This window comes from Novosphingobium sp. AAP83, assembly GCF_001295795.1.
GTDB lineage: Bacteria > Pseudomonadota > Alphaproteobacteria > Sphingomonadales > Sphingomonadaceae > Novosphingobium.
Window position 1 is genome coordinate 163,705 of the sequence record NZ_LJHY01000004.1, and the last position, 19,597, is coordinate 183,301.

At 60.5% G+C, this 19,597-nt stretch carries 23 protein-coding genes; 9 read left to right on the plus strand and 14 right to left on the minus strand.

The window, feature by feature from the left end:
- Positions 1-160: 160 nt before the first annotated feature.
- The 3 genes from IP81_RS03740 to fmt form a co-directional block, all read right to left on the minus strand.
- A complete protein-coding gene (locus IP81_RS03740) occupies positions 161-1,276 on the minus strand; it encodes a zinc-binding dehydrogenase (RefSeq protein WP_054106634.1) in 1,116 nt (371 codons plus the stop codon).
- Between the two features lies 1 nt (position 1,277).
- Complete coding sequence (truA, locus tag IP81_RS03745) at positions 1,278-2,030, minus strand: tRNA pseudouridine(38-40) synthase TruA (RefSeq protein WP_054106635.1); 753 nt, start codon at positions 2,028-2,030, stop codon at positions 1,278-1,280.
- A gap of 111 nt (positions 2,031-2,141) precedes the next feature.
- Positions 2,142-3,047, minus strand: a complete 906-nt coding sequence (gene fmt, locus IP81_RS03750) for a methionyl-tRNA formyltransferase (protein ID WP_054106636.1) — start codon at positions 3,045-3,047, stop codon at positions 2,142-2,144.
- A 75-nt stretch (positions 3,048-3,122) separates the two neighbouring features.
- Here fmt and recR point away from each other — a divergent pair, with 75 nt between their 5' ends.
- The 4 genes from recR to IP81_RS03770 all read left to right on the plus strand — a co-directional run bounded on the left by recR (position 3,123) and on the right by IP81_RS03770 (position 6,751).
- On the plus strand, positions 3,123-3,719 hold the full coding sequence (gene recR / locus IP81_RS03755) for a recombination mediator RecR (protein WP_054106637.1): 597 nt from the start codon (positions 3,123-3,125) through the stop codon (positions 3,717-3,719).
- A gap of 131 nt (positions 3,720-3,850) precedes the next feature.
- Positions 3,851-4,417, plus strand: a complete 567-nt coding sequence (def, locus tag IP81_RS03760) for a peptide deformylase (protein ID WP_054106638.1) — start codon at positions 3,851-3,853, stop codon at positions 4,415-4,417.
- A 76-nt stretch (positions 4,418-4,493) separates the two neighbouring features.
- Positions 4,494-5,996, plus strand: coding sequence for a DNA recombination protein RmuC (gene rmuC, locus IP81_RS03765; RefSeq protein ID WP_054106639.1), 1,503 nt, complete (start codon positions 4,494-4,496; stop codon positions 5,994-5,996).
- Positions 5,993-6,751 carry a hypothetical protein gene (locus tag IP81_RS03770; protein WP_054106640.1) on the plus strand — a complete coding sequence of 253 codons (759 nt, stop codon included), beginning with the start codon at positions 5,993-5,995 and terminating at the stop codon, positions 6,749-6,751. Before rmuC ends, IP81_RS03770 begins: the two co-directional genes overlap by 4 nt.
- Here IP81_RS03770 and IP81_RS03775 read toward each other — a convergent pair.
- The 8 genes from IP81_RS03775 to IP81_RS03810 form a co-directional block, all read right to left on the minus strand.
- Positions 6,748-7,146: an META domain-containing protein gene (locus IP81_RS03775; RefSeq protein WP_054106641.1), complete on the minus strand. Its 399-nt coding sequence runs from the start codon at positions 7,144-7,146 to the stop codon at positions 6,748-6,750. The two genes, IP81_RS03770 and IP81_RS03775, sit on opposite strands and share 4 nt — an antisense overlap.
- Positions 7,147-7,200: 54 nt before the next feature.
- Complete coding sequence (locus tag IP81_RS03780; protein WP_054106642.1) at positions 7,201-8,004, minus strand: RNA methyltransferase; 804 nt, start codon at positions 8,002-8,004, stop codon at positions 7,201-7,203.
- Between the two features lie 40 nt (positions 8,005-8,044).
- Positions 8,045-8,341 (minus strand): HPr family phosphocarrier protein, encoded by a 297-nt coding sequence (locus IP81_RS03785; RefSeq protein WP_054106643.1) that lies wholly within the window; start codon positions 8,339-8,341, stop codon positions 8,045-8,047.
- Between the two features lies 1 nt (position 8,342).
- Positions 8,343-8,747, minus strand: coding sequence for a PTS sugar transporter subunit IIA (locus IP81_RS03790; RefSeq protein WP_054106751.1), 405 nt, complete (start codon positions 8,745-8,747; stop codon positions 8,343-8,345).
- 142 nt (positions 8,748-8,889) lie between these two features.
- Positions 8,890-9,822 (minus strand): RNase adapter RapZ, encoded by a 933-nt coding sequence (rapZ, locus tag IP81_RS03795; protein WP_054106644.1) that lies wholly within the window; start codon positions 9,820-9,822, stop codon positions 8,890-8,892.
- Between the two features lie 60 nt (positions 9,823-9,882).
- Positions 9,883-10,308 carry an HPr kinase/phosphorylase gene (locus IP81_RS03800; RefSeq protein ID WP_054106645.1) on the minus strand — a complete coding sequence of 142 codons (426 nt, stop codon included), beginning with the start codon at positions 10,306-10,308 and terminating at the stop codon, positions 9,883-9,885.
- Positions 10,305-11,924, minus strand: coding sequence for a stimulus-sensing domain-containing protein (locus tag IP81_RS03805; protein WP_082355944.1), 1,620 nt, complete (start codon positions 11,922-11,924; stop codon positions 10,305-10,307). The genes IP81_RS03800 and IP81_RS03805 overlap by 4 nt, the downstream gene beginning before the upstream one ends.
- Entirely contained in the window at positions 11,893-12,648 is a 756-nt protein-coding gene (locus IP81_RS03810; protein ID WP_054106646.1) for a response regulator transcription factor, read from the minus strand. Before IP81_RS03810 ends, IP81_RS03805 begins: the two co-directional genes overlap by 32 nt.
- A 231-nt stretch (positions 12,649-12,879) precedes the next feature.
- On the opposite strand from IP81_RS03810, the gene IP81_RS03815 reads away from it, so the two are divergent.
- Together IP81_RS03815 and IP81_RS03820 are read left to right on the plus strand one after the other, a co-directional pair.
- Positions 12,880-14,484 (plus strand): phosphoenolpyruvate carboxykinase, encoded by a 1,605-nt coding sequence (locus IP81_RS03815; protein WP_054106647.1) that lies wholly within the window; start codon positions 12,880-12,882, stop codon positions 14,482-14,484.
- A 170-nt stretch (positions 14,485-14,654) separates the two neighbouring features.
- Positions 14,655-15,473 (plus strand): GNAT family N-acetyltransferase, encoded by an 819-nt coding sequence (locus IP81_RS03820; protein WP_054106648.1) that lies wholly within the window; start codon positions 14,655-14,657, stop codon positions 15,471-15,473.
- Here IP81_RS03820 and IP81_RS03825 read toward each other — a convergent pair.
- The 3 genes from IP81_RS03825 to IP81_RS03835 all read right to left on the minus strand — a co-directional run bounded on the left by IP81_RS03825 (position 15,443) and on the right by IP81_RS03835 (position 17,940).
- Positions 15,443-16,162: a 1-acyl-sn-glycerol-3-phosphate acyltransferase gene (locus IP81_RS03825; protein ID WP_197274505.1), complete on the minus strand. Its 720-nt coding sequence runs from the start codon at positions 16,160-16,162 to the stop codon at positions 15,443-15,445. The genes IP81_RS03820 and IP81_RS03825 overlap by 31 nt on opposite strands.
- Positions 16,163-16,235: 73 nt before the next feature.
- The gene (locus IP81_RS03830) at positions 16,236-17,201 is read right to left on the minus strand and encodes an adenylate/guanylate cyclase domain-containing protein (protein ID WP_054106650.1); all 966 of its coding nucleotides are present in this window, start codon (positions 17,199-17,201) and stop codon (positions 16,236-16,238) included.
- A 148-nt stretch (positions 17,202-17,349) separates the two neighbouring features.
- Complete coding sequence (locus IP81_RS03835) at positions 17,350-17,940, minus strand: J domain-containing protein (RefSeq protein ID WP_054106651.1); 591 nt, start codon at positions 17,938-17,940, stop codon at positions 17,350-17,352.
- A gap of 40 nt (positions 17,941-17,980) precedes the next feature.
- Between IP81_RS03835 and IP81_RS03840 the strand changes: the two genes are divergently transcribed.
- The 3 genes from IP81_RS03840 to IP81_RS03850 are packed head-to-tail and all read left to right on the plus strand — an operon-like array spanning position 17,981 to position 19,591.
- The gene (locus IP81_RS03840) at positions 17,981-18,253 is read left to right on the plus strand and encodes a BolA family transcriptional regulator (RefSeq protein WP_197274506.1); all 273 of its coding nucleotides are present in this window, start codon (positions 17,981-17,983) and stop codon (positions 18,251-18,253) included.
- On the plus strand, positions 18,246-18,710 hold the full coding sequence (locus tag IP81_RS03845; protein ID WP_054106653.1) for an NUDIX hydrolase: 465 nt from the start codon (positions 18,246-18,248) through the stop codon (positions 18,708-18,710). Before IP81_RS03840 ends, IP81_RS03845 begins: the two co-directional genes overlap by 8 nt.
- The gene (locus IP81_RS03850; protein WP_054106654.1) at positions 18,707-19,591 is read left to right on the plus strand and encodes an alpha/beta fold hydrolase; all 885 of its coding nucleotides are present in this window, start codon (positions 18,707-18,709) and stop codon (positions 19,589-19,591) included. The genes IP81_RS03845 and IP81_RS03850 overlap by 4 nt, the downstream gene beginning before the upstream one ends.
- The last annotated feature ends 6 nt before the right edge of the window (positions 19,592-19,597 follow it).

A 19,597-nucleotide genomic window follows, 5' to 3' on the forward strand; every position in this document is an offset into this window, starting at 1 on the left:
GCGAGCCCCGCGCAGCGGGGCGAAGCAATCCAGAGCGGCATGGTGAACGCTCTGGATTGCGTCGTCGGCTTCGCCTCCTCGCAATGATGAAGTGTTTGATGAGTTTGGGTTCAAGCCCACCCCCAGCCCCTCCCGCTTGCGGGAGGGGAGAAGAAGTGGCTCAGGCTCCGGGAACGATGAGGTATTTCTCACCCGTGCGACGCGCGTTATAGCCGGTGGCGGCTTCACGACTGAGCGCTTGCTCCAGATTGACGCGGGCTTTGTAGCTGCTGGCAAAAGTGGTCGTCAGTTCTGCGACCACGCGGTTGCGCATTTTCTCGACGATTTGCGGCCCTAGTTTGGCCATCCACGGGGTGAGCAGCCAGCCCGAGACATCCCAGCTAAAACCGAAGTTGCGCGTCAAAACCGTGGGCGACAGATCAAGCACGCCATAGATAAACGCGTGCTTCGGACTGTTGGAGCCATAGCGGCTATAGGCAGCGCCAGAATTCGCCACTTGTTCGATCACGGTCAAGATCTGGCTCACCAGCTTGCCGCCGCCGATGGCATCAAAGGCCATCGTGGCCTGCGTTGCGGTGACCGCAGCGGTAAGATCTTCGATGAAGCTGTCTTTCGAGCTATCGACGACGTGTTCTGCGCCAATGCCTTTCAGGAGCGCCACTTGCGCCTGGCTGCGCACAACATTGACCAAGGGAATGCCATCGGCCTGACAAATCTTGACCAGCATCTGCCCAAGGTTTGAGGCGGCGGCGGTGTGGACCAAAGCCTTGTGCCCATAGTGGCGCATGGTTTCGGTAAAGCTGAGTGCGGTCAGCGGATTGACGAAAGCCGATGCACCCTGCTCTGCCGTGATGCCATCGCCCAAGGCCAAGCACATGCGCGCATCGGCCACCGCATAAGTCGCATACATCGCGCCGGGGAAGCAGGCGACCAGCTTGCCCAACAGGGCCTGTGCTTCGGGCGCTTCGCCAGCGGCCACGACTGTGCCTGCGCCTTCATTGCCCACCGGCATCGTCATGCCGTGGCGCGCGGCCATGGCGCGGACTGCTGGATCAGGCATACGCGCCACGATTTTGCCAAGGGTGAAGGTCGCGTTTTCGATATCCGCCGGTCCAAACAGCAGGCCAAGATCAGACGGGTTAATCGGCGAGGCTTCCACTTGCACTACCACCTGGGTGCCGGTGGGCGCAGGCACATCATGATCTGCAAGCTCCACGGTGAGAGTGCCATCTGCATCAAGTGTTGATACGAGTTGCTGGCCGCGAAGCTGGGTCATGTTACTCTCCGGGATAGATTGCTTTTACAAAGTATAACCCGTCAGGTGGGGCGTTAAGTCCCAATTTGCAACGGTCTTTCGCTTCCAGTGCGTCGATCAGATCATCGCGCGTCCACTGCCCCTGCCCGACCATCGTCAGACAGCCGACCATCGAGCGCACCTGATGATGCAGGAAGCTGCGCGCGGCAGCCTCGATGATCACCCGCTCCCCTTCGCGCCGCACATCCAGCCGGTCGAGCGTTTTGACGGGGCTGGCCGACTGGCAATGGACCGAGCGGAAGGTGGTAAAGTCGTGCAAGCCGATCAGGCTTTGCGCGGCATCGTGCATCGCATCGGCATCGAGCGGCTTGGTGATGCGCCATGCCTTGCCGGCTTCCAGCGTGAGCTGCGCACGGCGGTTGATGATGCGATATTCATAGGCGCGGCCGGTGCAGGAAAACCGCGCGTGCCAATCCTGCGGCACTTCCACGCAATCGAGCACCGCGATGGCATAGTTCCCCATGCCCAGATGCGCATTGAGCGCGCCCGCCATGCGGAACGGATCAAAGCTGCGCGAAAGATCGAAATGCGCGCGCATCCCCAGCGCGTGAACGCCGGTATCGGTACGCCCCGATGCGTGAACGCGCACCTCCTCGCCGGTCACGCCAAAGGCTGCTTCTTCCAGCGCTTGCTGGATCGACGGTCCATGCGATTGGCGCTGGAAGCCCTGATAGGCAGCGCCGTTCCATTCGATGGTGAGGGCGAGGCGGGTCATGTTGCGCTCCACCACCCCCCGGCCCCCTCCTCTGAAGAGGAGGGGGAGCAGGTTACGCTATCTGATAGCCCCCTCTTCTTTAGAGGAGGGGGTTGGGGGTGGTGGCGTGCATCAACCAAGATATGTCCCCACACCAACCGCCCGCCCGCGCAACAGCGAGCCCGCGTCCATCGCTGGCCGTCCCGCGCGCTGTATCAGGGTCGGGCGGATGGCACCCGAACCGCAGGCAATCGTCAGCGCATCATCCAAGGTCTCGCCCGCAGCGCCCGCACCCTCGACAACATCCGCCGCCAGCACGCGATAGCGCTCGCCATCAAGCTCGAAAAATGCGCCGGGTGCAGGGGCGAAGGCGCGGATCTGGCGCTCCACCTCCACGGCAGGCAGCGCAAAGTCGAGGCGGCTTTCGGCCTTGTCGATCTTGTGGGCATAAGTCACGCCCTCGTCATGTTGTATGACTGGCGGATAGACAGCAAGATCGGCAAGCACTTGCACCATCAGGGCCGCGCCCTTTATCGCAAGTTCACTGGTCAATTCGCCCGCCGTCTTGCCCGAAACCGGCGTTTCGATTTTCGCCAGCATCGGCCCGGTATCAAGCCCGCGCGCCATTTGCATGATGGTAACGCCGGTCAAATCATCGCCCGCAAGGATCGCGCGCTGCACCGGCGCAGCCCCGCGCCAACGCGGCAGGATGGAGCCATGGACGTTAAGGCATCCCAGCTTTGGCGCATCCAGCACCGCTTGCGGCAGGATCAGGCCATAGGCGGCGACCACCGCGATATCGGCATCGAGCGCCGCCAGCTCTGCCTGTTCGTCTGCGCCTTTCAGCGAAACCGGGGTGCGCACTGCGATGCCGTGGGCCTCTGCCGCCAGATGCACGGGCGAAGGTTGCAGCTTTTTGCCCCGTCCAGCGGGACGCGGCGGCTGGCTATAGGCGGCGACAACATGATGCCCTGCGGCGACCAGCGCATTGAGCGTCGGCACCGCGAAATCGGGGGTTCCCATGAAGATGATGCGCACCTGCGTATGTTCCCCGTTGTCGCAATGACGAAAAGACACTTTCCTGCAACCGCCGCAGTCCCTATCCCCCCCCGAATGGCATCGCAAGAGATCGAGGCACTTTCAGGCGCATTGGCGCGGCTACCGGGGCTTGGGCCGCGTTCGGCGCGGCGTGCGGTGCTGTGGCTGATCAAGCGGCGCGAAACCGCGCTGGAGCAATTGGTCAACGCCCTGCGGCAAGTGCAGGAATTGCTGGTCGAATGCGATACCTGCGGCAATGTCGATACCACCAACCCCTGCGGCATCTGTGCCGATCCGCGCCGCGATGCGCGATCAATCTGCGTGGTCGAGGAAGTGGCCGATTTGTGGGCGCTTGATCGCGCGCGGCTGTTTACCGGCAAATATCACGTGCTGGGCGGGCGGCTATCCGCGCTGGAAGGGGTGCGGCCCGAAGATCTGACCATTGGCAAACTGCTTGACCGCGTGGGCCAAGGCGGCGTTGATGAAGTGGTGCTGGCGATGAACGCCACGCTCGAAGGCCAGACCACCGCGCATTACATCGCCGAACGGCTGGAGGGCAGCCCCGTGCGCGTGACGCAACTGGCGCACGGCCTTCCGGTGGGCGGCGAGCTGGATTATCTGGACGAGGGTACTCTGGCGCAGGCGCTGCGGGCGCGAAGGCCCGTGGGGTGACAACCCACCCCCAACCCCTCCCGCATGCGGGAGGGGAGCGATACGTAATGAGCCGGAGGCGAATTTAGTCACAGCGGGGTGGCCATTTCTGCACCTTGCGACTCCGCAATATCTTCCTTATCTGACCCCTCATGGCCATTCTCGAAATCCTTGAAGTTCCCGATCCGCGTTTGAAGCAGGTTTCGGTTCCCGTTGAAAAGTTCGATGACGAACTACGCACGCTCGTGTCCGACATGTTCGAGACGATGTACTATGCGCCCGGCATCGGTCTTGCCGCCATCCAGGTTGGCGTGCCGCTGCGCGTGCTGGTGATCGATCTTCAACCTGATGATCCCGATGCAGAACCGGTGGCCTGTGCGCATGATGGCCACGCCCATCATCACCAGCCCACCAAGCGCGAACCGCAAGTCTTTATCAATCCAGAAATTCTCGATCCGTCTGAAGAGCAGACGCTCTATCAGGAAGGGTGCCTTTCGGTGCCCGAGATCTATGCCGATGTCGAACGCCCATCGCGCATCCGCGCGCGTTGGCAGGACCTTGATGGCAAAGCCCACGAACAGGAAATGGACGGGCTGATGGCAACTTGCCTCCAGCACGAGATGGACCATCTCGAAGGCGTGCTCTTCATCGATCACCTTTCGCGCCTGAAGCGCAACATGGCGATCAAGAAACTGGAAAAGCTGCGGAAGGTTGCTTGAGCATAACCGGCCAAGGCCGGTTGCAAGTAACACGCTTACAGGTTAAGTTCACGCTTCGTTCTAGTTAGGGGCAAGCGTGGACACCGGTATAATTCTTCTCGTTATCATTACTTTACTGGCTGGAATCGCGCTCGGCTGGTTCCTCGGCTCGCGCCCTGTGGCCGAATGGCGGGCGCGGGCTGATTCGCGCGATACCGAGGCGAAGGCGCTGGAAGGCACGGTCAAGGCGATGACCGTTGACCTTGCCGCGATGAGCGAGCGGGTGCGCGCGATGGATGCGCTGGCGGCGGAACTGGCCGATGTGCGCCGTGATCGCGATGAACTGGCCCCGGCCCTTGCCACCGCGCGGCAGCAGGCCGCCGATGCGCAAGTGGTGCGTGCTGAACTGGCGCAAGTGCGGGCTGATCGCGAAGCCTTGAGCACGGCGATTGAACGCCTCAAAGCCGATGCCGAAAACTTTGCCGAACAAAAGCGCATGCTGATCGAGGCGCAAGAAGCGCTGCGCAAGGAGTTTGAGAACGCGGGCAACAAAGTGCTGGAAAAGGCGCAAGAGACGTTCCTTGCGCGCGCGCAGGCCCGCTTTGAAGAGAGCGAGAAGTCGAGCGGGGAGCGGCTCAAGGCGCTGCTCTCGCCGGTCGATCAGCGACTCAAAAGCTATGAAGAGCAAGTGGGCAAGCTGGAGAAGGAACGCGTTGATGCCTTCGGCAATCTGACCGGCCTGATCCAATCGATGCGCGACGGGCAAGAGGCCGTGCGTGCAGCAGCGGCGCAATTGGGCAATTCCTTGCGCAATGGCCCCAAAACGCGCGGCCGCTGGGGCGAATTGCAATTGCGCAATGTGCTCGAACAATGCGGCCTTGCCGAACACACCGATTTCGTCACCGAACAATCGATCGAAACCGATGAGGGCCGCTTGCGTCCTGATGCGATTGTGCGGGTACCGGGCAACAAGCTGCTGGTGATCGATGCAAAGGTATCGCTTAACGCCTATCAGGATGCGTTTGAGGCGACCGATGACGATGCGCGCAAGATCGCGCTTAACGCCCATGTCCAATCAATGCGCAACCACATCCAGACGCTGGGCGCGAAGTCCTATCAAAGCCAGTTTGAGGAAGCGCCCGATTATGTGCTGATGTTTGTGCCGGGTGAGCATTTCATTGCAGCCGCACTGGAGCGTGATCCGGCGTTGTGGGACTATGCCTTCGAACGCCGCGTGTTGCTCGCCAGCCCGACCAACCTTGTCGCGATTGCGCGCACCGTGGCGCAAGTGTGGCGGCAGGATGGTCTGGCGCGTGAGGCGCGCGAGATTGGCCGCATGGGCGGGGAACTTTATGACCGTCTGGCAGTGGCAGCGGAACATCTGAAACGTGTCGGAAATGGTTTGGATAGCGCTGTAACGAACTACAACAAGTTTGTAGGCAGCTTTGAACGGAACGTATTGTCTGCCGGACGCCGTTTGAAAGACAAGCATATTGAAATCGGCAAGCGCGAGGTCGAAGAAGTTCCATTGGTAGAGGCCGCACCGCGTTATGCCGAAGCGGAAGTAGCCGCTCTTGAAGGAGATTCAGGCACGGAATGATGGGAAGAGCAGGGCCATCGCTGATCGCGGCATTCTGGCTAACCTTGGCCGGATGCGAACGTGAGGCAGCGCCTGTTCCTGCACCATCATCAAGCGCCTTGCCCCCCCCTGAAGCCAGCGCAGTCCCCTCGCCCGAACCGTCTGCCAGCCCAACGCCTATCGCCAGCGCCGAACCGGCCAGTGTTTCTGGCCAAACTTACGCACCACAGGACGATTGCGCCGCAGCACCGGGCTGGCCCACCTTTCACAAATCGCTTGTAGCGGCGATCCGTGCGCGTGATGGCGCTGCCCTTGCCGCACTCTCCTCAGCCGATGTGACACTGGATTATGGCGGTGGGAATGGCGTTGAGGAATTGCAAAAGCGGCTTGCCGATCCCGAACGCGAGCTTTGGCAGGAGCTCGAACAGCTATTGCCGCTGGGCTGCGCGGTTGAAGGCGGCTTGGCAGCGATGCCTTGGGTGTTCTGGAATGTGCCGGACAGTACCGACAGCTATTCCGCCATGCTCGTGACCGGCAAGGATGTTGCATTGCGCGATGGGCCAAACGGCAAGGCGCTTGGCAATGTGGGCTGGGCCATCGTCGATATTGATCCGATGGCATACAAGCCCGACGCCAAGACGACGCCCGTCACGCTTGCCAATGGCGATAAAGGCTGGATCGAGACCGCCAGATTGCGCAGCCTTCTGGACTATCGCCTGATTGCAGAACCCAAGGATGGCGGCTGGCAGATCACCGCATTTATCGCCGGTGATTAGATCAGTTCCAATTCAAGGATATGACCACCCGAAGTAAGTCGCAGTGTTTTGCCGCTCCGCAACAGTTCGGGTGCGGCTGAAAGCAGCGCGTTGACGGCCTCTTCCTGTTGCCAGACAGGGCCTTCGCAGAACATCCTTGTGGCCATCAGTGGTCCGGCAATCAGCCGGTTGCCCTCGATACGATAATCACCGCCAATCCCGTTGCAGCCGACATTGGCGCCGAGACGGTCCTGATCGAAACGCATGGTCGCCTTGGCAGGCACGACCGGAGCTGCGCCATCAATCCGTGTGATCGTCCAGCGGGTATCGGAAAGCGCCGTGGTGGCAGAAGGCGCGGTGGCGCAACTGCCAAGTAGGGCAGCAGAACCGGTGATTAGGGCTAGAGCGTTGCGCATGGACGCTATTATCCACAGAACGCCTGACCATTTGATTAACCGGCCTGTCAGCCTTCACACATCAAGCGTTGCCAGCACCTCATAGGCCAAGACAGCGCCTGCAACAGCGGCATTAAGGCTGTCGGCGCGGCCCCGCATAGGCATGGTCACGCGCAGATCGCAGGCCGTTTCGTATTCTTCTGGCAGTCCGCGCGACTCGTTGCCGATCATGACAAAGCACGGCGCGGCATAGGCGGCACCACGATGGGGCACAGCCTCGCGCAAACTGGCGGCGACCAATTGGCCCTCGCCTGCCCGCAACCAAGCACTGAATTCATCCCAGCGTGCCTGCGCCAGTTGTTGCGTGAAGATCGCGCCCATGCTGGCACGCACGGCTTCGACCGAGAACGGATCGACGCAATCGTCGATCAGGATCAGCCCGCCTGCGCCCACTGCATCAGCGGTGCGCAGCATCGTGCCAAGATTGCCCGGATCACGCATGGCATGTGCCACAAGCCAGATCGGCGCGGCGTTGCGATCAATGCGCTGGATCGAGGTGTCCCATTCAGCGAAGACCCCGGCGACGGCTTGGGGATTTTCCTTGCCGGTTACTTTGGCGAGAATATCGACTGGCAGTTCGATCACTTCGCCGCCTGCGGAATCGACCGCCGCTTCGAGTTCATCCAGCAATGGATGACCTTCGCGGCCTTGCGCCATCAGCAGGATTTCCGGTAAACGCCCGCCCTCGCGGGCATCGGTGAGCAAGCGCAGCCCTTCGGCGAGGAATTTGCGTTCAAGCCGCCGGTACTTCTTTTCGCGCAAACTGCGCACGAATTTGACCGTGGGGTTGGAAAAGCCGGTGATGATCTTGCGCGTCATGCCGCCCCCATGCGTCAAGCAGCTTCAGGCGGCAAGAGGATCAATCTTCGCCGAAGCCGTCCTTGATTAGTCCGGTCAGCTTCATCAGGATCGCGTCGGCATCGCCTTCGGGGCCGGATACGGTGACATCAACCATATCGCCTTTGGCCGCGCCGAGCATCATCAGGCCAAGGATCGAGCCGCCATTGGCGTCGGTCCCGTCTTTGGCGACGATCACTTCAATGCCTTCGGGCAGCTTGGCCACGGCATTGACGAATTTGGCACTGGCGCGGGCATGGAGGCCGCGCTGGTTTACGATCGTCACCGTTTCGCGAGTGACATAACCTTGATCCGACATCTCACGCATCCTGCCCTAAGAATTCGGAAGCGATCGTTATGTAGTTTCGGCCAGCGTCACGCGCGGCCGATGTCGCTTCTTTGACGCCCATGCAATTGCGCGCCTTGGCCAGACGGATCAGCATGGGCAGATTGATCCCGGCAATCACTTCGACTTTGCCCGCCTGCATAAGCGAGATAGCAAGGTTGGATGGGGTGCCGCCGAACAGATCGGTGAGGATGATCACGCCTTCACCGCTATCGACACGTTTGATGGCGTCGGCGATTTCCTTACGGCGTTTTTCCATGTCATCATTCGGGCCGATGCAGACGCCAATTACGTCTGTCTGGCGACCGACAACGTGCTCCATCGCATGGATGAATTCATCGGCAAGTGCGCCGTGGGTAACGAGAATAAGACCGATCATGAACAGGGCGTGCTCCGAGGTGCGGCCAAACATCTTGCCAGGCCTTGCATGAACGCAAGCTTGGCACGGACGCGGGGAACGCAAAACGACTGGGAATCGAAAACCATGACTTCCAGTAATGCCCCGCCCATCATCGTTATCATTATCCCTTGCCGCCTAGGTTCTGATTGCCTTCCAGCATATCAGCCGCCCGTGACGACAGGTTGCGATGCAGCAATGTGGGAGAAAATCCCGCGTCGCGCAAGTCAGAAGCGATCTGCTCGGCCATGAACACCGAACGATGCCGCCCGCCGGTGCAGCCGAACGCGACGTGGACATAGGCTTTGCCCTGTTCCTGATAGCGCGGCAACAGCAGCAGGAGCAGGTCACGAATGCGGGCAAAAGCCTCGGCAAAGGCGGGATCTTGCTGGATAAACGCGCCGACCGCATAATCACGCCCGGTTTGCGGGCGCAAATCATCGACCCAGTGCGGGTTGGCCAGAAAGCGCATATCAAACACCAGATCAGCCAGCGGCGGCGTGCCGCGCGAAAAACCGAAACTGCTGATCGTCAGCGTTGTCGGGGCTGGCGTTTCACCAGCAAACTGGCTGCGAATCGCTTGTTGCAAATCGTTTGTGGTAAAGTTGCTGGTGGTGATCACCACATCGGCCCAGCGGCGCAGCGGCTCCAGCAATTCGCGCTCTGCCGAAATGCCGGTGGTGGCGGGCTTATCCTCGCTCATCGGATGGCGGCGGCGGGTTTCGTTATAGCGCCGTTCAAGCTCTGACCCGGCGCAATCGAGGAACAGTGTTGTGATCAGCAGGTCTTTGCGCTGCGAGAGCTTTTTAACCATTTCAATCGTGCGCGCCGGATCAAATCCGCGTGTTCGCGTATCAAACCCGATGGCCATGGGAGCGCCGGATTCGACACGAGCTGACCTGTGTTCGGTTTCCAGCAAGCGGTCGAGCAGGCGGATGGGGAAGTTGTCAATCGCTTCCCAGCCAAGGTCCTCAAGCGTGCGCAGCGCCGTCGTCTTCCCCGCCCCAAGCAGGCCGGTGACGAGAAGGATGCGTTGCGGATTCGACTCTTGCGCCATCACCGCGTGCTTTGCGCTTTTGTAGGGACGATGAAAAGTCCGTAAGCGACTTGTCCCGTATCAGGAAAACATCAATCCATAAGTGCGCATTGCGATTTCTGCGCGCAACGCCAGAACCGGGCTATCGGGATAGAGCTTTACCCATGGCAGCGGGACATCGCCGATGGTGATGGTCGCAGCGCTCTCGATGAAGCGCGGCGCTTGGCCATCGAGGCTAATCACGAGCGCGACGGGCACCGGCGATGATACCGGCATGTCCACCAAACCCACGTTGCGCACTTCGAGCGTGCCGATGGTGTTGGGGTGGGGCGCTGCAATCAAACGCCCGTTTTGCGCGCTAAGCATCACGCCATCATCACCCAACAGCATGGCGCCGCGATCAATCAAGGCAAGCGCAAGGCTGGATTTGCCCGACGCCGGCGCGCCTTCGATAAGAAGGCCGCGCCCGCCGATGGCCACGCAAGTTGCCTGTCGCACGGTGCTCATTCCGCCTCCTCCTCGGCCAACAAGGGCAGGCTGAGCACAAGGTAAGCGCCCTGCTTTCCATCTGGCCGGTCATCCACCACCAGCGCGCCATCGTGCGCTTCGGCAATGGTGCGGGCAATGGCGAGGCCAAGGCCGCTATGCGCACCAAAGGCTTCTTCGGTCGGGCGGACGGAATGGAAGCGCTCGAACACTTTGTCGCGTTCCGATGCCGGGATACCGGGTCCCTCGTCCGATACCGAAAGATGCGCCATTTCCTCGTCGCCCCACACCACAACTTCGACCACGCCGCCAGCCGGAGTGAAGGATACAGCGTTATCGAGCAGGTTTTCGAGCACGCGTTCCAATCGGGCGGCGTCCCCCGGAACCAGTGTATCGCCGCCTGCATGGTCAAAGCGGATCGGGATCGAGGCATTGGCGCGTATATCACGTGCGCCGACAATCTGCGAGGCAAGGGCAGCCATATCCAGCGGCATGAACGTGGCGCGACTGAGTTCGGCATCGATGCGGCTGGCATCGGCGATTTCGGTGATCAGGCGATCAATCCGCTGCACATCGTGCGCGGCGATATCGGCCAGTTGCCGACGCAAGGCAGGGTCATCCACACGCTCCATCGTTTCCAGCGCGCTGGACAGCGAGGCAAGCGGGTTCTTGAGTTCGTGCGCGACATCTGCCGCAAACATTTCCACCGCATCAATGCGCTGGCGCAGTGCAGTGGTCATATCCGAAACGGCGCGTGCGAGCAGGCCGATCTCGTCTCCCCGATCCGGCAAGCGCGGCACGACGACCTCACGCTCGCGCCCCAAGCGCACGCGCACGGCGGCCCGCACCAGAGCGCGCAAAGGCTGCACGATGGTGCGCGCAAGAAACAAGGAGAGCTGGATCGAGAGCAGCAGGGCAAAGCCGATGATGATCACCAGCGTCTGGCGGGCATCGCGCACCGATTGGGTAACGTCCAACGCGTTACGCAAGCTAAGCAACACCTCGCCGTCTCTGCCGACGGGTGCAGCGGCGGTGATCACCGGCGTACGGTCCGGTGCATAGCGCAAGTACACCTCGGTCTTGCCCGAATTGCGCGCGGCGGCAATTTCGGGCCAGCTTCCGGCGGGCTGTTCAGCGGTGTCGCTATAGCGCTGCACCGATGGCGCGTTGACGATAAAATCCACGCCGCGATCCAGCAATCGCGCGGCTTTCTGATACCATGGTTCGGTTTCGGGATCGATCAGCGCGAAGGAGGGTGGAGCAAGCGCAAAGCTATCGGCCAGAAGCTGGCCTTGCCCGTCGTAAAACCGCAGGCGCAAGGTCTGTTCGGTGCCGATGCGGGCGAGCAGTTTGCGACGTTGTTCGATACTGGCGCCATCAAGCGCGTCAGCGGCGATATCAGCTTCGGCCCGGGCGAGCTTAAAACGCTCTTCGATCAACTGGGAGCGGTAGCTGTCCAGATAGAAGAAACCGCCAGCCAGCAGCGCGAGTGCGATAACATTGAAGAACAGGATGCGCGTGGTAAGCGACACGCCGCGAATACGCCAGCGGCGGCCCAGACGCGGACGCTCCAGACGCGGCCGGGGCGGCAGCGGGCGGGCGTCATCAATCGTCGGCAAAACTGTAGCCTGCGCCATAGAGCGTTTCGATTGCACCGAATTCGGCATCGGCGACGCGGAACTTGCGGCGCAACCGCTTGATGTGACTATCGATGGTGCGATCATCGACGAAGACATCATCGTGATAGGCCGCGTCCATCAGCTGGTTGCGCGTTTTGACCACTCCAGGGCGCATGGCAAGCGCTTCAAGGATCATGAATTCGGTAACCGTGAGCGACACCGGTGCGTCATTCCAGGTTACAGCGTGGCGCGCCGGGTCCATCACCAGACGCCCGCGCCGGATCGGATCGGGCAGCGGTTCGCCGGTGGGTTCTTGCTCTTCGGCTTCGCGGCGCACGATATCACTGCGCCGCAAGATCGCCTTGATCCGCGCGACGAGCAGGCGCTGGCTGAAGGGTTTGGCAATGTAATCATCGGCCCCCATCGACAGGCCAAGCGCCTCGTCGGCCTCGTCATTTTTGCTGGTGAGAAAAATAAGTGGCAGATCGCTTTTCTCCCGCAAGCGGCGCAGCAATTCAAGGCCATCCATGCGCGGCATCTTGATATCGCACACCGCAAGGTCGGGCGGGTTGTCCAGCATGGCCTTCAGCGCGCTATCCCCGTCGTTATAAAGCCGGGTAACAAAGCCTTCGGTTTGCAAAGCAATGGAAACAGTCGTTAAAATGTTGCGGTCATCATCGACAAGCGCGATGGTCCTTGGGTCAGCCTGCGCCGCAACATGGTCTGGTGGAATACTGCCCATAATGTGTGAATACCGGCAGCACCGACCGCGCGCAACTTTATGCCGACACGCGACTGAAAAGATAGTTGCATGAGATGCAAGCGACTGCGCAAAAAACTTCGTTGAAGCGTGGCATTTGACGCAGCATTGCGCAAATACTATGCGCCACCTCAGAATCAGCGCATTCGTATTCGCAATACCGCGCAAGGCGGGGTCTCTACCCGCTTACGCGCCGCCATCGGGAGGTCCTAAGTGTCCGCTAACAGCCTGAATGTATCTCTCGCCAGCCAGGGTTTTCCCGAACCGGCAGAACTGTTTGCCAACCTCGGAACAACATCGCTGGTCGAACATGCCGTCCGCAACGGCGAAGGTTTGCTCTCGGTTGACGGGCCACTGGTGGTTGAAACCGGCAAACACACGGGACGAAGCGCAAAGGACAAGTTCATTGTCCGCGATGCCGAAACAGAAAACACCGTATGGTGGGGCAAGACCAACGCTTCGATGACGCCAGAACACTTTGCCGCACTCAAGGCTGATTTTATCGCCGCACTGGGCGAAAAAGATCGCCTCTATGTGGCCGACCTGTTTGGCGGTAGCCAGCGAGAGCATCGCGTGAATGTGCGCGTGATCAACGAATTTGCATGGCACAACCTGTTCGTGCGCACCTTGCTCGTCCGCCCGACCGATGCCGAACTGGCAACGATTGCGCCGGAATATACGATCATCGATCTGCCCAGCTTCCGCGCCGATCCTGGACGCCACGGCAGCCGCAGCGAAACCGTTGTGGCGGTGAACTTCAGCGAAAAGCTGATCCTGATCGGCGGCACGGCCTATGCCGGTGAAATGAAGAAGTCGGTGTTCGGCATCCTCAACTACCTGCTGCCTGCCAAGGGCGTGATGCCGATGCACTGCTCGGCCAACGTCGGCCCCGATGGCAAAACCGCCGTGTTCTTCGGCCTTTCAGGCACCGGCAAGACCACGCTTTCGGCTGATGCTTCGCGCACGCTGATCGGCGATGACGAGCATGGCTGGTCAGATACCGCCGTGTTCAACTTCGAAGGCGGTTGCTACGCCAAGATGATCCGCCTATCGGCAGAAGCAGAACCGGAAATCTTCGCTACGACCAAGCGTTTCGGCACGGTGCTGGAAAACGTCGTGATCGATCCGGTGACCCGCACAATCGATCTTGATGATAACAGCCTGGCTGAAAACAGCCGCGGCTCCTACCCGATCGATTTCATTCCCAACTGCTCGGAAAAGAACCTCGGCCCGGTTCCCGCCAACCTCATCTTCCTCACGGCAGATGCTTATGGCGTGTTGCCTCCGATTGCGCGCCTCACGGCCGATCAGGCAATGTACCACTTCATCTCGGGCTACACCGCACGCGTTGCCGGCACCGAAATCGGCGTGACCGAACCCGAAGCCACGTTCTCCACCTGCTTTGGTGCGCCGTTCATGCCGCGTCACCCATCGGTCTATGGCAACCTGCTGAAAGAGCGCATCGCCAAGGGCGGCGTAAAGTGCTGGTTGGTCAACACCGGCTGGTCAGGCGGCAAGGCCACGCAAGAAGGCATCAAGCGTATGCCGATCAAGGCCACGCGCGCGCTGCTCAATGCTGCGCTCGATGGCAGCCTGAACAACGCAACTTTCAAGAAAGACCCCAACTTCGGCTTCGAAGTGCCGGTTGAAGTGGCAGGCGTTGATACGAAGCTGCTCGATCCACGCGGCGCATGGGCCGATGGCGAGGAATACGACAAGACTGCACAGGAACTGGTCCGCAAGTTCGTGGACAACTTCCAGCAGTTTGCCGAGCACGTTGACCAGTCGGTCCGCGATGCGGCGCCTGTCGCGGCCTGAACCGATATCTCATAATCTGAGCGTCAAGAGGCCCCTTCCCGGGGCCTCTTTTCGTTTGGGCAATGTGAAATAAACAAGACAGAACCGACGATTTCGCCACATAACTGGCATCGATCCGTAAAACGCGGGTCACAGAGAGAGGGTATCGGCACAGACTGGAGGGGTTTGTGATGACCGAAGTTTTGCCTGCTATTCCTGTTCGCGAAAAGCGTGGCGAGCGCCGCCTCTCAATCCGCCTTGCGCGCGATGCCGACGATTTGCTCGCAGTCCAAAAACTGCGCTGGCAGGTGTTTTTTGCCGAGCGCGGTGCGGCAGCCATTACACAGGCAAGTGAAGCTTCACCTCTGCTCGATCATGATGCCTACGATGATTTGTGCGATCATCTTCTGGTGATTGACGAAGCGGCCCCGGCAGATTCATGCGTGGTGGGCACCTATCGCCTTCTGCGTGAATCGGTTGCCCGCGCTCACAGCGGATTTTATTCCGCAGGTGAATATGATCTTTCGCAACTGGTTGGTGGCGAATGGAGGCAGTCGGGCGAACTGCTCGAACTTGGCCGCTCGTGTGTGCTGCCACCCTATCGCACCAGTGGAACCATAGCGCTGCTGTGGCGTGGCATTTCCGAATACATCGCCCAGCACGGCATAGAACTGATGTTCGGTTGCGCGTCGTTTCAGGGGGTTGATCCGCACGCCCACGCGCCGGCGCTCTCTTGGCTGTACCACAACCACCTTGCACCTGCCGGGATGTGCCCGCGCGTTTTGCCGGCACTTGGCGTCAGCATGGACTTGCTTGCGCCGGGCAGTTTTGACGAACGGCAGGCGATGCTGAACTTGCCGCCGCTGGTCAAAGGCTATTTGCGCACCGGCGCGATGTTCGGCGACGGCGCGTTCATTGACCATGCTTTCAACACGGTCGATGTTTGCGTGGTGATGCCGGTGGACCGGATCGCAGGCCGTTACGCCACACGCTTCAGCGTGGCGGCCTGATCCAGCAATTCATCAGCCAAACGGGCCGCGATAACCGCCCCGGCGCGGACTGCTGCATGCTTGCGGTCTGTCGCGACAAATGGCTGTTCGAACCATAGATCAAGCGTTACCCCGCCTGATCGCGCGAGTGCCAGAGCGTGGGGCAAGAGCGACGCATCGCCAAGCCACGCTGCCAGCGCGCGGTCTTGAACACTGCGATAGACCATCGCTACGGGCTGCACTTGCAATGGCTGGCAGGTGACGGCACCGGTCAGCGTGCTGCGGAATGGCAGAACATGATCGCCCGGCCCGGTGGTGCCTTCGGGAAAGACGATGACATTGCGGCCAGCGTCCAGCCGCTCACCCAGTTGCGCGGCGATCAGGTGCGCTGAACGGCGGGAGCTCCGTTTAACGAACAAGCACCCGATGCGCCGCGCGGCAGCGCCGATGATGGGCCAGCCGCCGACTTCTGCCTTGGCAACAAAGCACGCGTCTATGGTGCGGCCGAACGCGGCAATATCGATCCATGACACGTGATTCGCCAGCAGAAGCGTGCCGCCCTGCGCAGCTTGGCCATGGACGACAAGTTGCACCCGGAAGAGCCGCAAGACACTTGTCCAGAGCAGAAGCTCAATCGCGCGCAGCGGAACGATCAACCGCAAAAGGCCGAGCACCAAAAACACGCCAAGCGCCAGAACTGTCCTGATCAACGGCATCTCCTTCCGATCTATGCCGATGTTCTAGCCCTGTAATCTGACAGGCTCGCGACGAAAGGCTTACCAATCAGGCTGGAAGGAAGGCCGTGAGGAATTCGCCAACGTCGCCGAAGTGCAAAGCCAAAGCAGGCACTGAGCGGTTATATCCTTTGATATTAGTATCTATCATTTGCGATGGTCGAAAACGCACATCGCCCAAAGCGCTGAAGACCGAACCCGATATCAGGATATCGCAGGCGCATGCTTTGGTTGCGTCCTCCAGCAGGAATGCAATATTTACCGCCTCACCCATGGCGGTGAAATCGGCTGCTGCGCCGCTACCGATATTGCCGACCGAGGCAGTACCAGCACTGTATCCGCAGCCAAAACGCAGCGCGACAGGCGGTTTGTGACGCTTTTCCGCCAGCCGGAAAATCTCCTGATAGCCGCTGACGACATCCAGCACGGTCACCACATCGCGGCGCAGGAGGGCATTGGTGGGATGAAGCCAAATCGCCAGAATCGCATCACCAATGAACTTGATCGACCATGCTTCGGCGGTTTCGAGCAGTTCGCCCGCTTCGCGGTTGATATCAGCCATCATCGCTGCAATCGCTTTTTCGCCCATCGCTGCGGAAAGCTGGGTGAAGCCGCGCAGATCGATGACCAGCGCGCTGACCAGTTGCTGGTCCATGAAGAACTGGGTGCGGCTGTCCGATGGATCAGGCAATTCAGCCGGAGCCGAATGTTGCACAAATTCGATAATCTGGCGGCCGATCAGGATGCGGTCGCCCGATTTCAACTGGGTTGGGCCGAGCACTTGCCGACCATTCAACCATGTGCCATTAGTGCTGCCCAGATCGTTCAGAATGCAAAGGCCACTAGCGTTGCGGCGGATCATCGCATGTTCGCGCGATGCCAGGCTATCGTCCAACACCACGGTATTGGCAGGCACGCGGCCAAAGCCGCAGATACCCAAACGGGGCAACGGTATGTCCCGAATGGTGCCTGCGGTATCAATTCGCACAAAGGTATCAGATTCATCGGCCGCCACAATTGACTCCGTAGGTTTACCGGGGAGTACAGAAGCAACTACGCACGGAATGTGTCAATCCGCACGTTTTGGTTTTTATCGCATTCTCAGCAGTAGCAATTGAAAAATGCAACTACAATTCAAGCAGGAATTGACCGGGGCTACTGCGTTACTTGAACACAGTGTTGGCTTTTAGCAAGTTGTAGGCCTCGACGACGGCCTGAAGCTGGCCTTCATATCCACGATCCCCGCCGTTGCGATCGGGGTGGAATTTGCGCACCAGTTCGGAATAGCGTCCCCGCAGCGCGCGCCGATCCGCGTCATAGCCAAGGCCGAGCACATCATAGGCCTTGCGTTCATCGGGACTGATGCCGCGCCGTGCTGCTTCGGCGGCCATTTCATGGTCTGCCCGGCGGGCTTTGACGCGGGACGAGATCGCGTCGAGGGGGTCGGTAAAGTCTGCCCAGCGCGGGGCAGCGTCGATTCCGGCATCGGGGCGGAAGGCGCGGGTTTCACGCTCCCATCCGGCCAGCGGTGATTGCGCGGCGAGGATTTCGTCGGCGGTCATGCCTGCAAAGAAATCATATCCTGCGTTGAACTGGCGCACGTGTTCAAGGCAGAACCAGCGGTAATCGCCCGGCCCGTCAAAGCCCGAAGAGCGGACGCCGGGTGCGCGGAACTCGCCCGGTTCATCGCAACCGGGCGCATTGCAGATGCGTCCATCACTTTGAACGCGGCCGTGGAACTTATCATTTCGCATGCCCCTTCCACATGGCGATAGAGCGGCTAGAAGGGAAGCCATGACAGGACCAATCGCACAAGAAATCGAGCGTCTGCTGACCCAGGCCCTTGCCCCCACCAGCCTTGCGGTGATCAACGATAGCGCCAGCCATGCGGGCCATTCAGGCCATGACGGTTCGGGCGAATCGCACTTCACCATAGAGATCGAAAGCGCCGCCTTCATTGGCCAATCGCGGCTGAACCGGCAGCGCATGGTCAACAAGGCTCTGGGCGATCTGCCCGGTGAGCGGGTTCACGCGATGGCGATCAAGGCCCGCGCGCCCGGTGAGTGAACGACCAGTCGCACGCCGCATCCGTCGGTCAGCGCGTATCCTGCTGACAGATGATCGCGACCGGTTGCTGCTGTTCCGCTACGCTCCTCAGAACCGCCCCGCATTCTGGTGCGCGCCCGGTGGCGAATGCGATCCGGGTGAGGATTTTGCTGTGGCAGCGCGGCGGGAGTTGTTTGAAGAGACCGGGCTCGACACCGAACCCGGCCCAGAGATTGCCCAACGCGCCGATGATTATGTGACTTTGGAAGGCGAGCCGATCACTTCGGACGAGCGGTTCTACCGGGTGCGCGCACCTGCCTTCGAAGTTGACACCAGCGGCCATACCGAACTTGAGCGCAAGATGCAGATGGAGCCTCGCTGGTTCACTTTTGCCGAAGTGGCCCAATGGCACGAGCCAATCTTTCCGGACACGATCCTCGAACTGGTCGCGCTGGACACAACGGGAGAAACCGCATGAACATGACACGCGTAACGCTTGCGAGCGGGATTGAACTCGACGTGATCGACACCGGCCCGAGGGACGCGCCGGTGCTGATGTTCCTGCACGGATTTCCCGAAAGCCACCGCACTTGGCGGCACCAGATCGCACACCTTTCGGGCCGCTTCCGTTGCATAGCGCCCGATCAGCGCGGCTATCGCGGATCATCGCGGCCTGAAGGCATGGAAAACTATACGCCGGATAAGCTGATCGGCGATGTGTTCCAACTGGCCGATGCTTTGGGCGTGGGGCAGTTCACCATTTTGGGTCATGATTGGGGTGGCGCGATTGCCTGGGGCGTGGCCTTGATGGGCCAGGGCACCCGCGTGACCCGCGCGGTGATCGCCAACGCGCCGCATCCGGTGATCTTCCCGCGCTTGCTGTGGACCAACCCGCAACAGCGCGAGGCCAGCCAATATATGCGCGCCTTCCGCGATACGGCCAATGATGCGCTGGTGCGCGAACATGGTCTGGGTGCGCTGCTGATGAAAGCGATCAGTTGGGGCCGCTCGTCCGCGCTGGAAGACGCGGAACGCGATGCCCTGCTTCAGGATTGGTCAGACCCAGATACTGCCATCGCCATGCTCAACTGGTATCGCGCAAGCGCAATCAACGTGCCGCCAATGGACGCACCCTTTGCCCTGCCCGAAGGCTATACCGATGCGCCCTTGCCGCCACTGGCCATTCCCACGCTGGTAATCTGGGCAATGGACGATCTGGCGCTGCCCGCCTGCAATCTGGAAGGCATGGACAAACTCGTGACCAACCTGACGCTGCACCCCGTGCACGAATGCGGCCACTTCGTGCCGTGGGAAGCGCCAGACCAGGTCAACGCCGCGCTGGATGCGTTTCTTGGGTGAGACTTT

What these genes read in the sequence shown, in the direction of transcription:
- recR (WP_054106637.1), top strand. Translation starts at nt 3,123, where the DNA reads ATGGCATCGCAAGAGATCGAGGCACTTTCAGGCGCATTGGCGCGGCTA.
- rapZ (WP_054106644.1), bottom strand. Translation starts at nt 9,822, where the DNA reads ATGGCGCAAGAGTCGAATCCGCAACGCATCCTTCTCGTCACCGGCCTG.
- IP81_RS03785 (WP_054106643.1), bottom strand. Translation starts at nt 8,341, where the DNA reads ATGTCGGATCAAGGTTATGTCACTCGCGAAACGGTGACGATCGTAAAC.
- IP81_RS03810 (WP_054106646.1), bottom strand. Translation starts at nt 12,648, where the DNA reads ATGGGCAGTATTCCACCAGACCATGTTGCGGCGCAGGCTGACCCAAGG.
- IP81_RS03840 (WP_197274506.1), top strand. Translation starts at nt 17,981, where the DNA reads ATGACAGGACCAATCGCACAAGAAATCGAGCGTCTGCTGACCCAGGCC.
- IP81_RS03780 (WP_054106642.1), bottom strand. Translation starts at nt 8,004, where the DNA reads ATGACGCGCAAGATCATCACCGGCTTTTCCAACCCCACGGTCAAATTC.
- IP81_RS03790 (WP_054106751.1), bottom strand. Translation starts at nt 8,747, where the DNA reads ATGATCGGTCTTATTCTCGTTACCCACGGCGCACTTGCCGATGAATTC.
- IP81_RS03850 (WP_054106654.1), top strand. Translation starts at nt 18,707, where the DNA reads ATGAACATGACACGCGTAACGCTTGCGAGCGGGATTGAACTCGACGTG.
- IP81_RS03820 (WP_054106648.1), top strand. Translation starts at nt 14,655, where the DNA reads ATGACCGAAGTTTTGCCTGCTATTCCTGTTCGCGAAAAGCGTGGCGAG.
- IP81_RS03800 (WP_054106645.1), bottom strand. Translation starts at nt 10,308, where the DNA reads ATGAGCACCGTGCGACAGGCAACTTGCGTGGCCATCGGCGGGCGCGGC.
- IP81_RS03775 (WP_054106641.1), bottom strand. Translation starts at nt 7,146, where the DNA reads ATGCGCAACGCTCTAGCCCTAATCACCGGTTCTGCTGCCCTACTTGGC.
- IP81_RS03835 (WP_054106651.1), bottom strand. Translation starts at nt 17,940, where the DNA reads ATGCGAAATGATAAGTTCCACGGCCGCGTTCAAAGTGATGGACGCATC.
- truA (WP_054106635.1), bottom strand. Translation starts at nt 2,030, where the DNA reads ATGACCCGCCTCGCCCTCACCATCGAATGGAACGGCGCTGCCTATCAG.
- def (WP_054106638.1), top strand. Translation starts at nt 3,851, where the DNA reads ATGGCCATTCTCGAAATCCTTGAAGTTCCCGATCCGCGTTTGAAGCAG.
- IP81_RS03805 (WP_082355944.1), bottom strand. Translation starts at nt 11,924, where the DNA reads ATGGCGCAGGCTACAGTTTTGCCGACGATTGATGACGCCCGCCCGCTG.
- IP81_RS03770 (WP_054106640.1), top strand. Translation starts at nt 5,993, where the DNA reads ATGATGGGAAGAGCAGGGCCATCGCTGATCGCGGCATTCTGGCTAACC.
- IP81_RS03740 (WP_054106634.1), bottom strand. Translation starts at nt 1,276, where the DNA reads ATGACCCAGCTTCGCGGCCAGCAACTCGTATCAACACTTGATGCAGAT.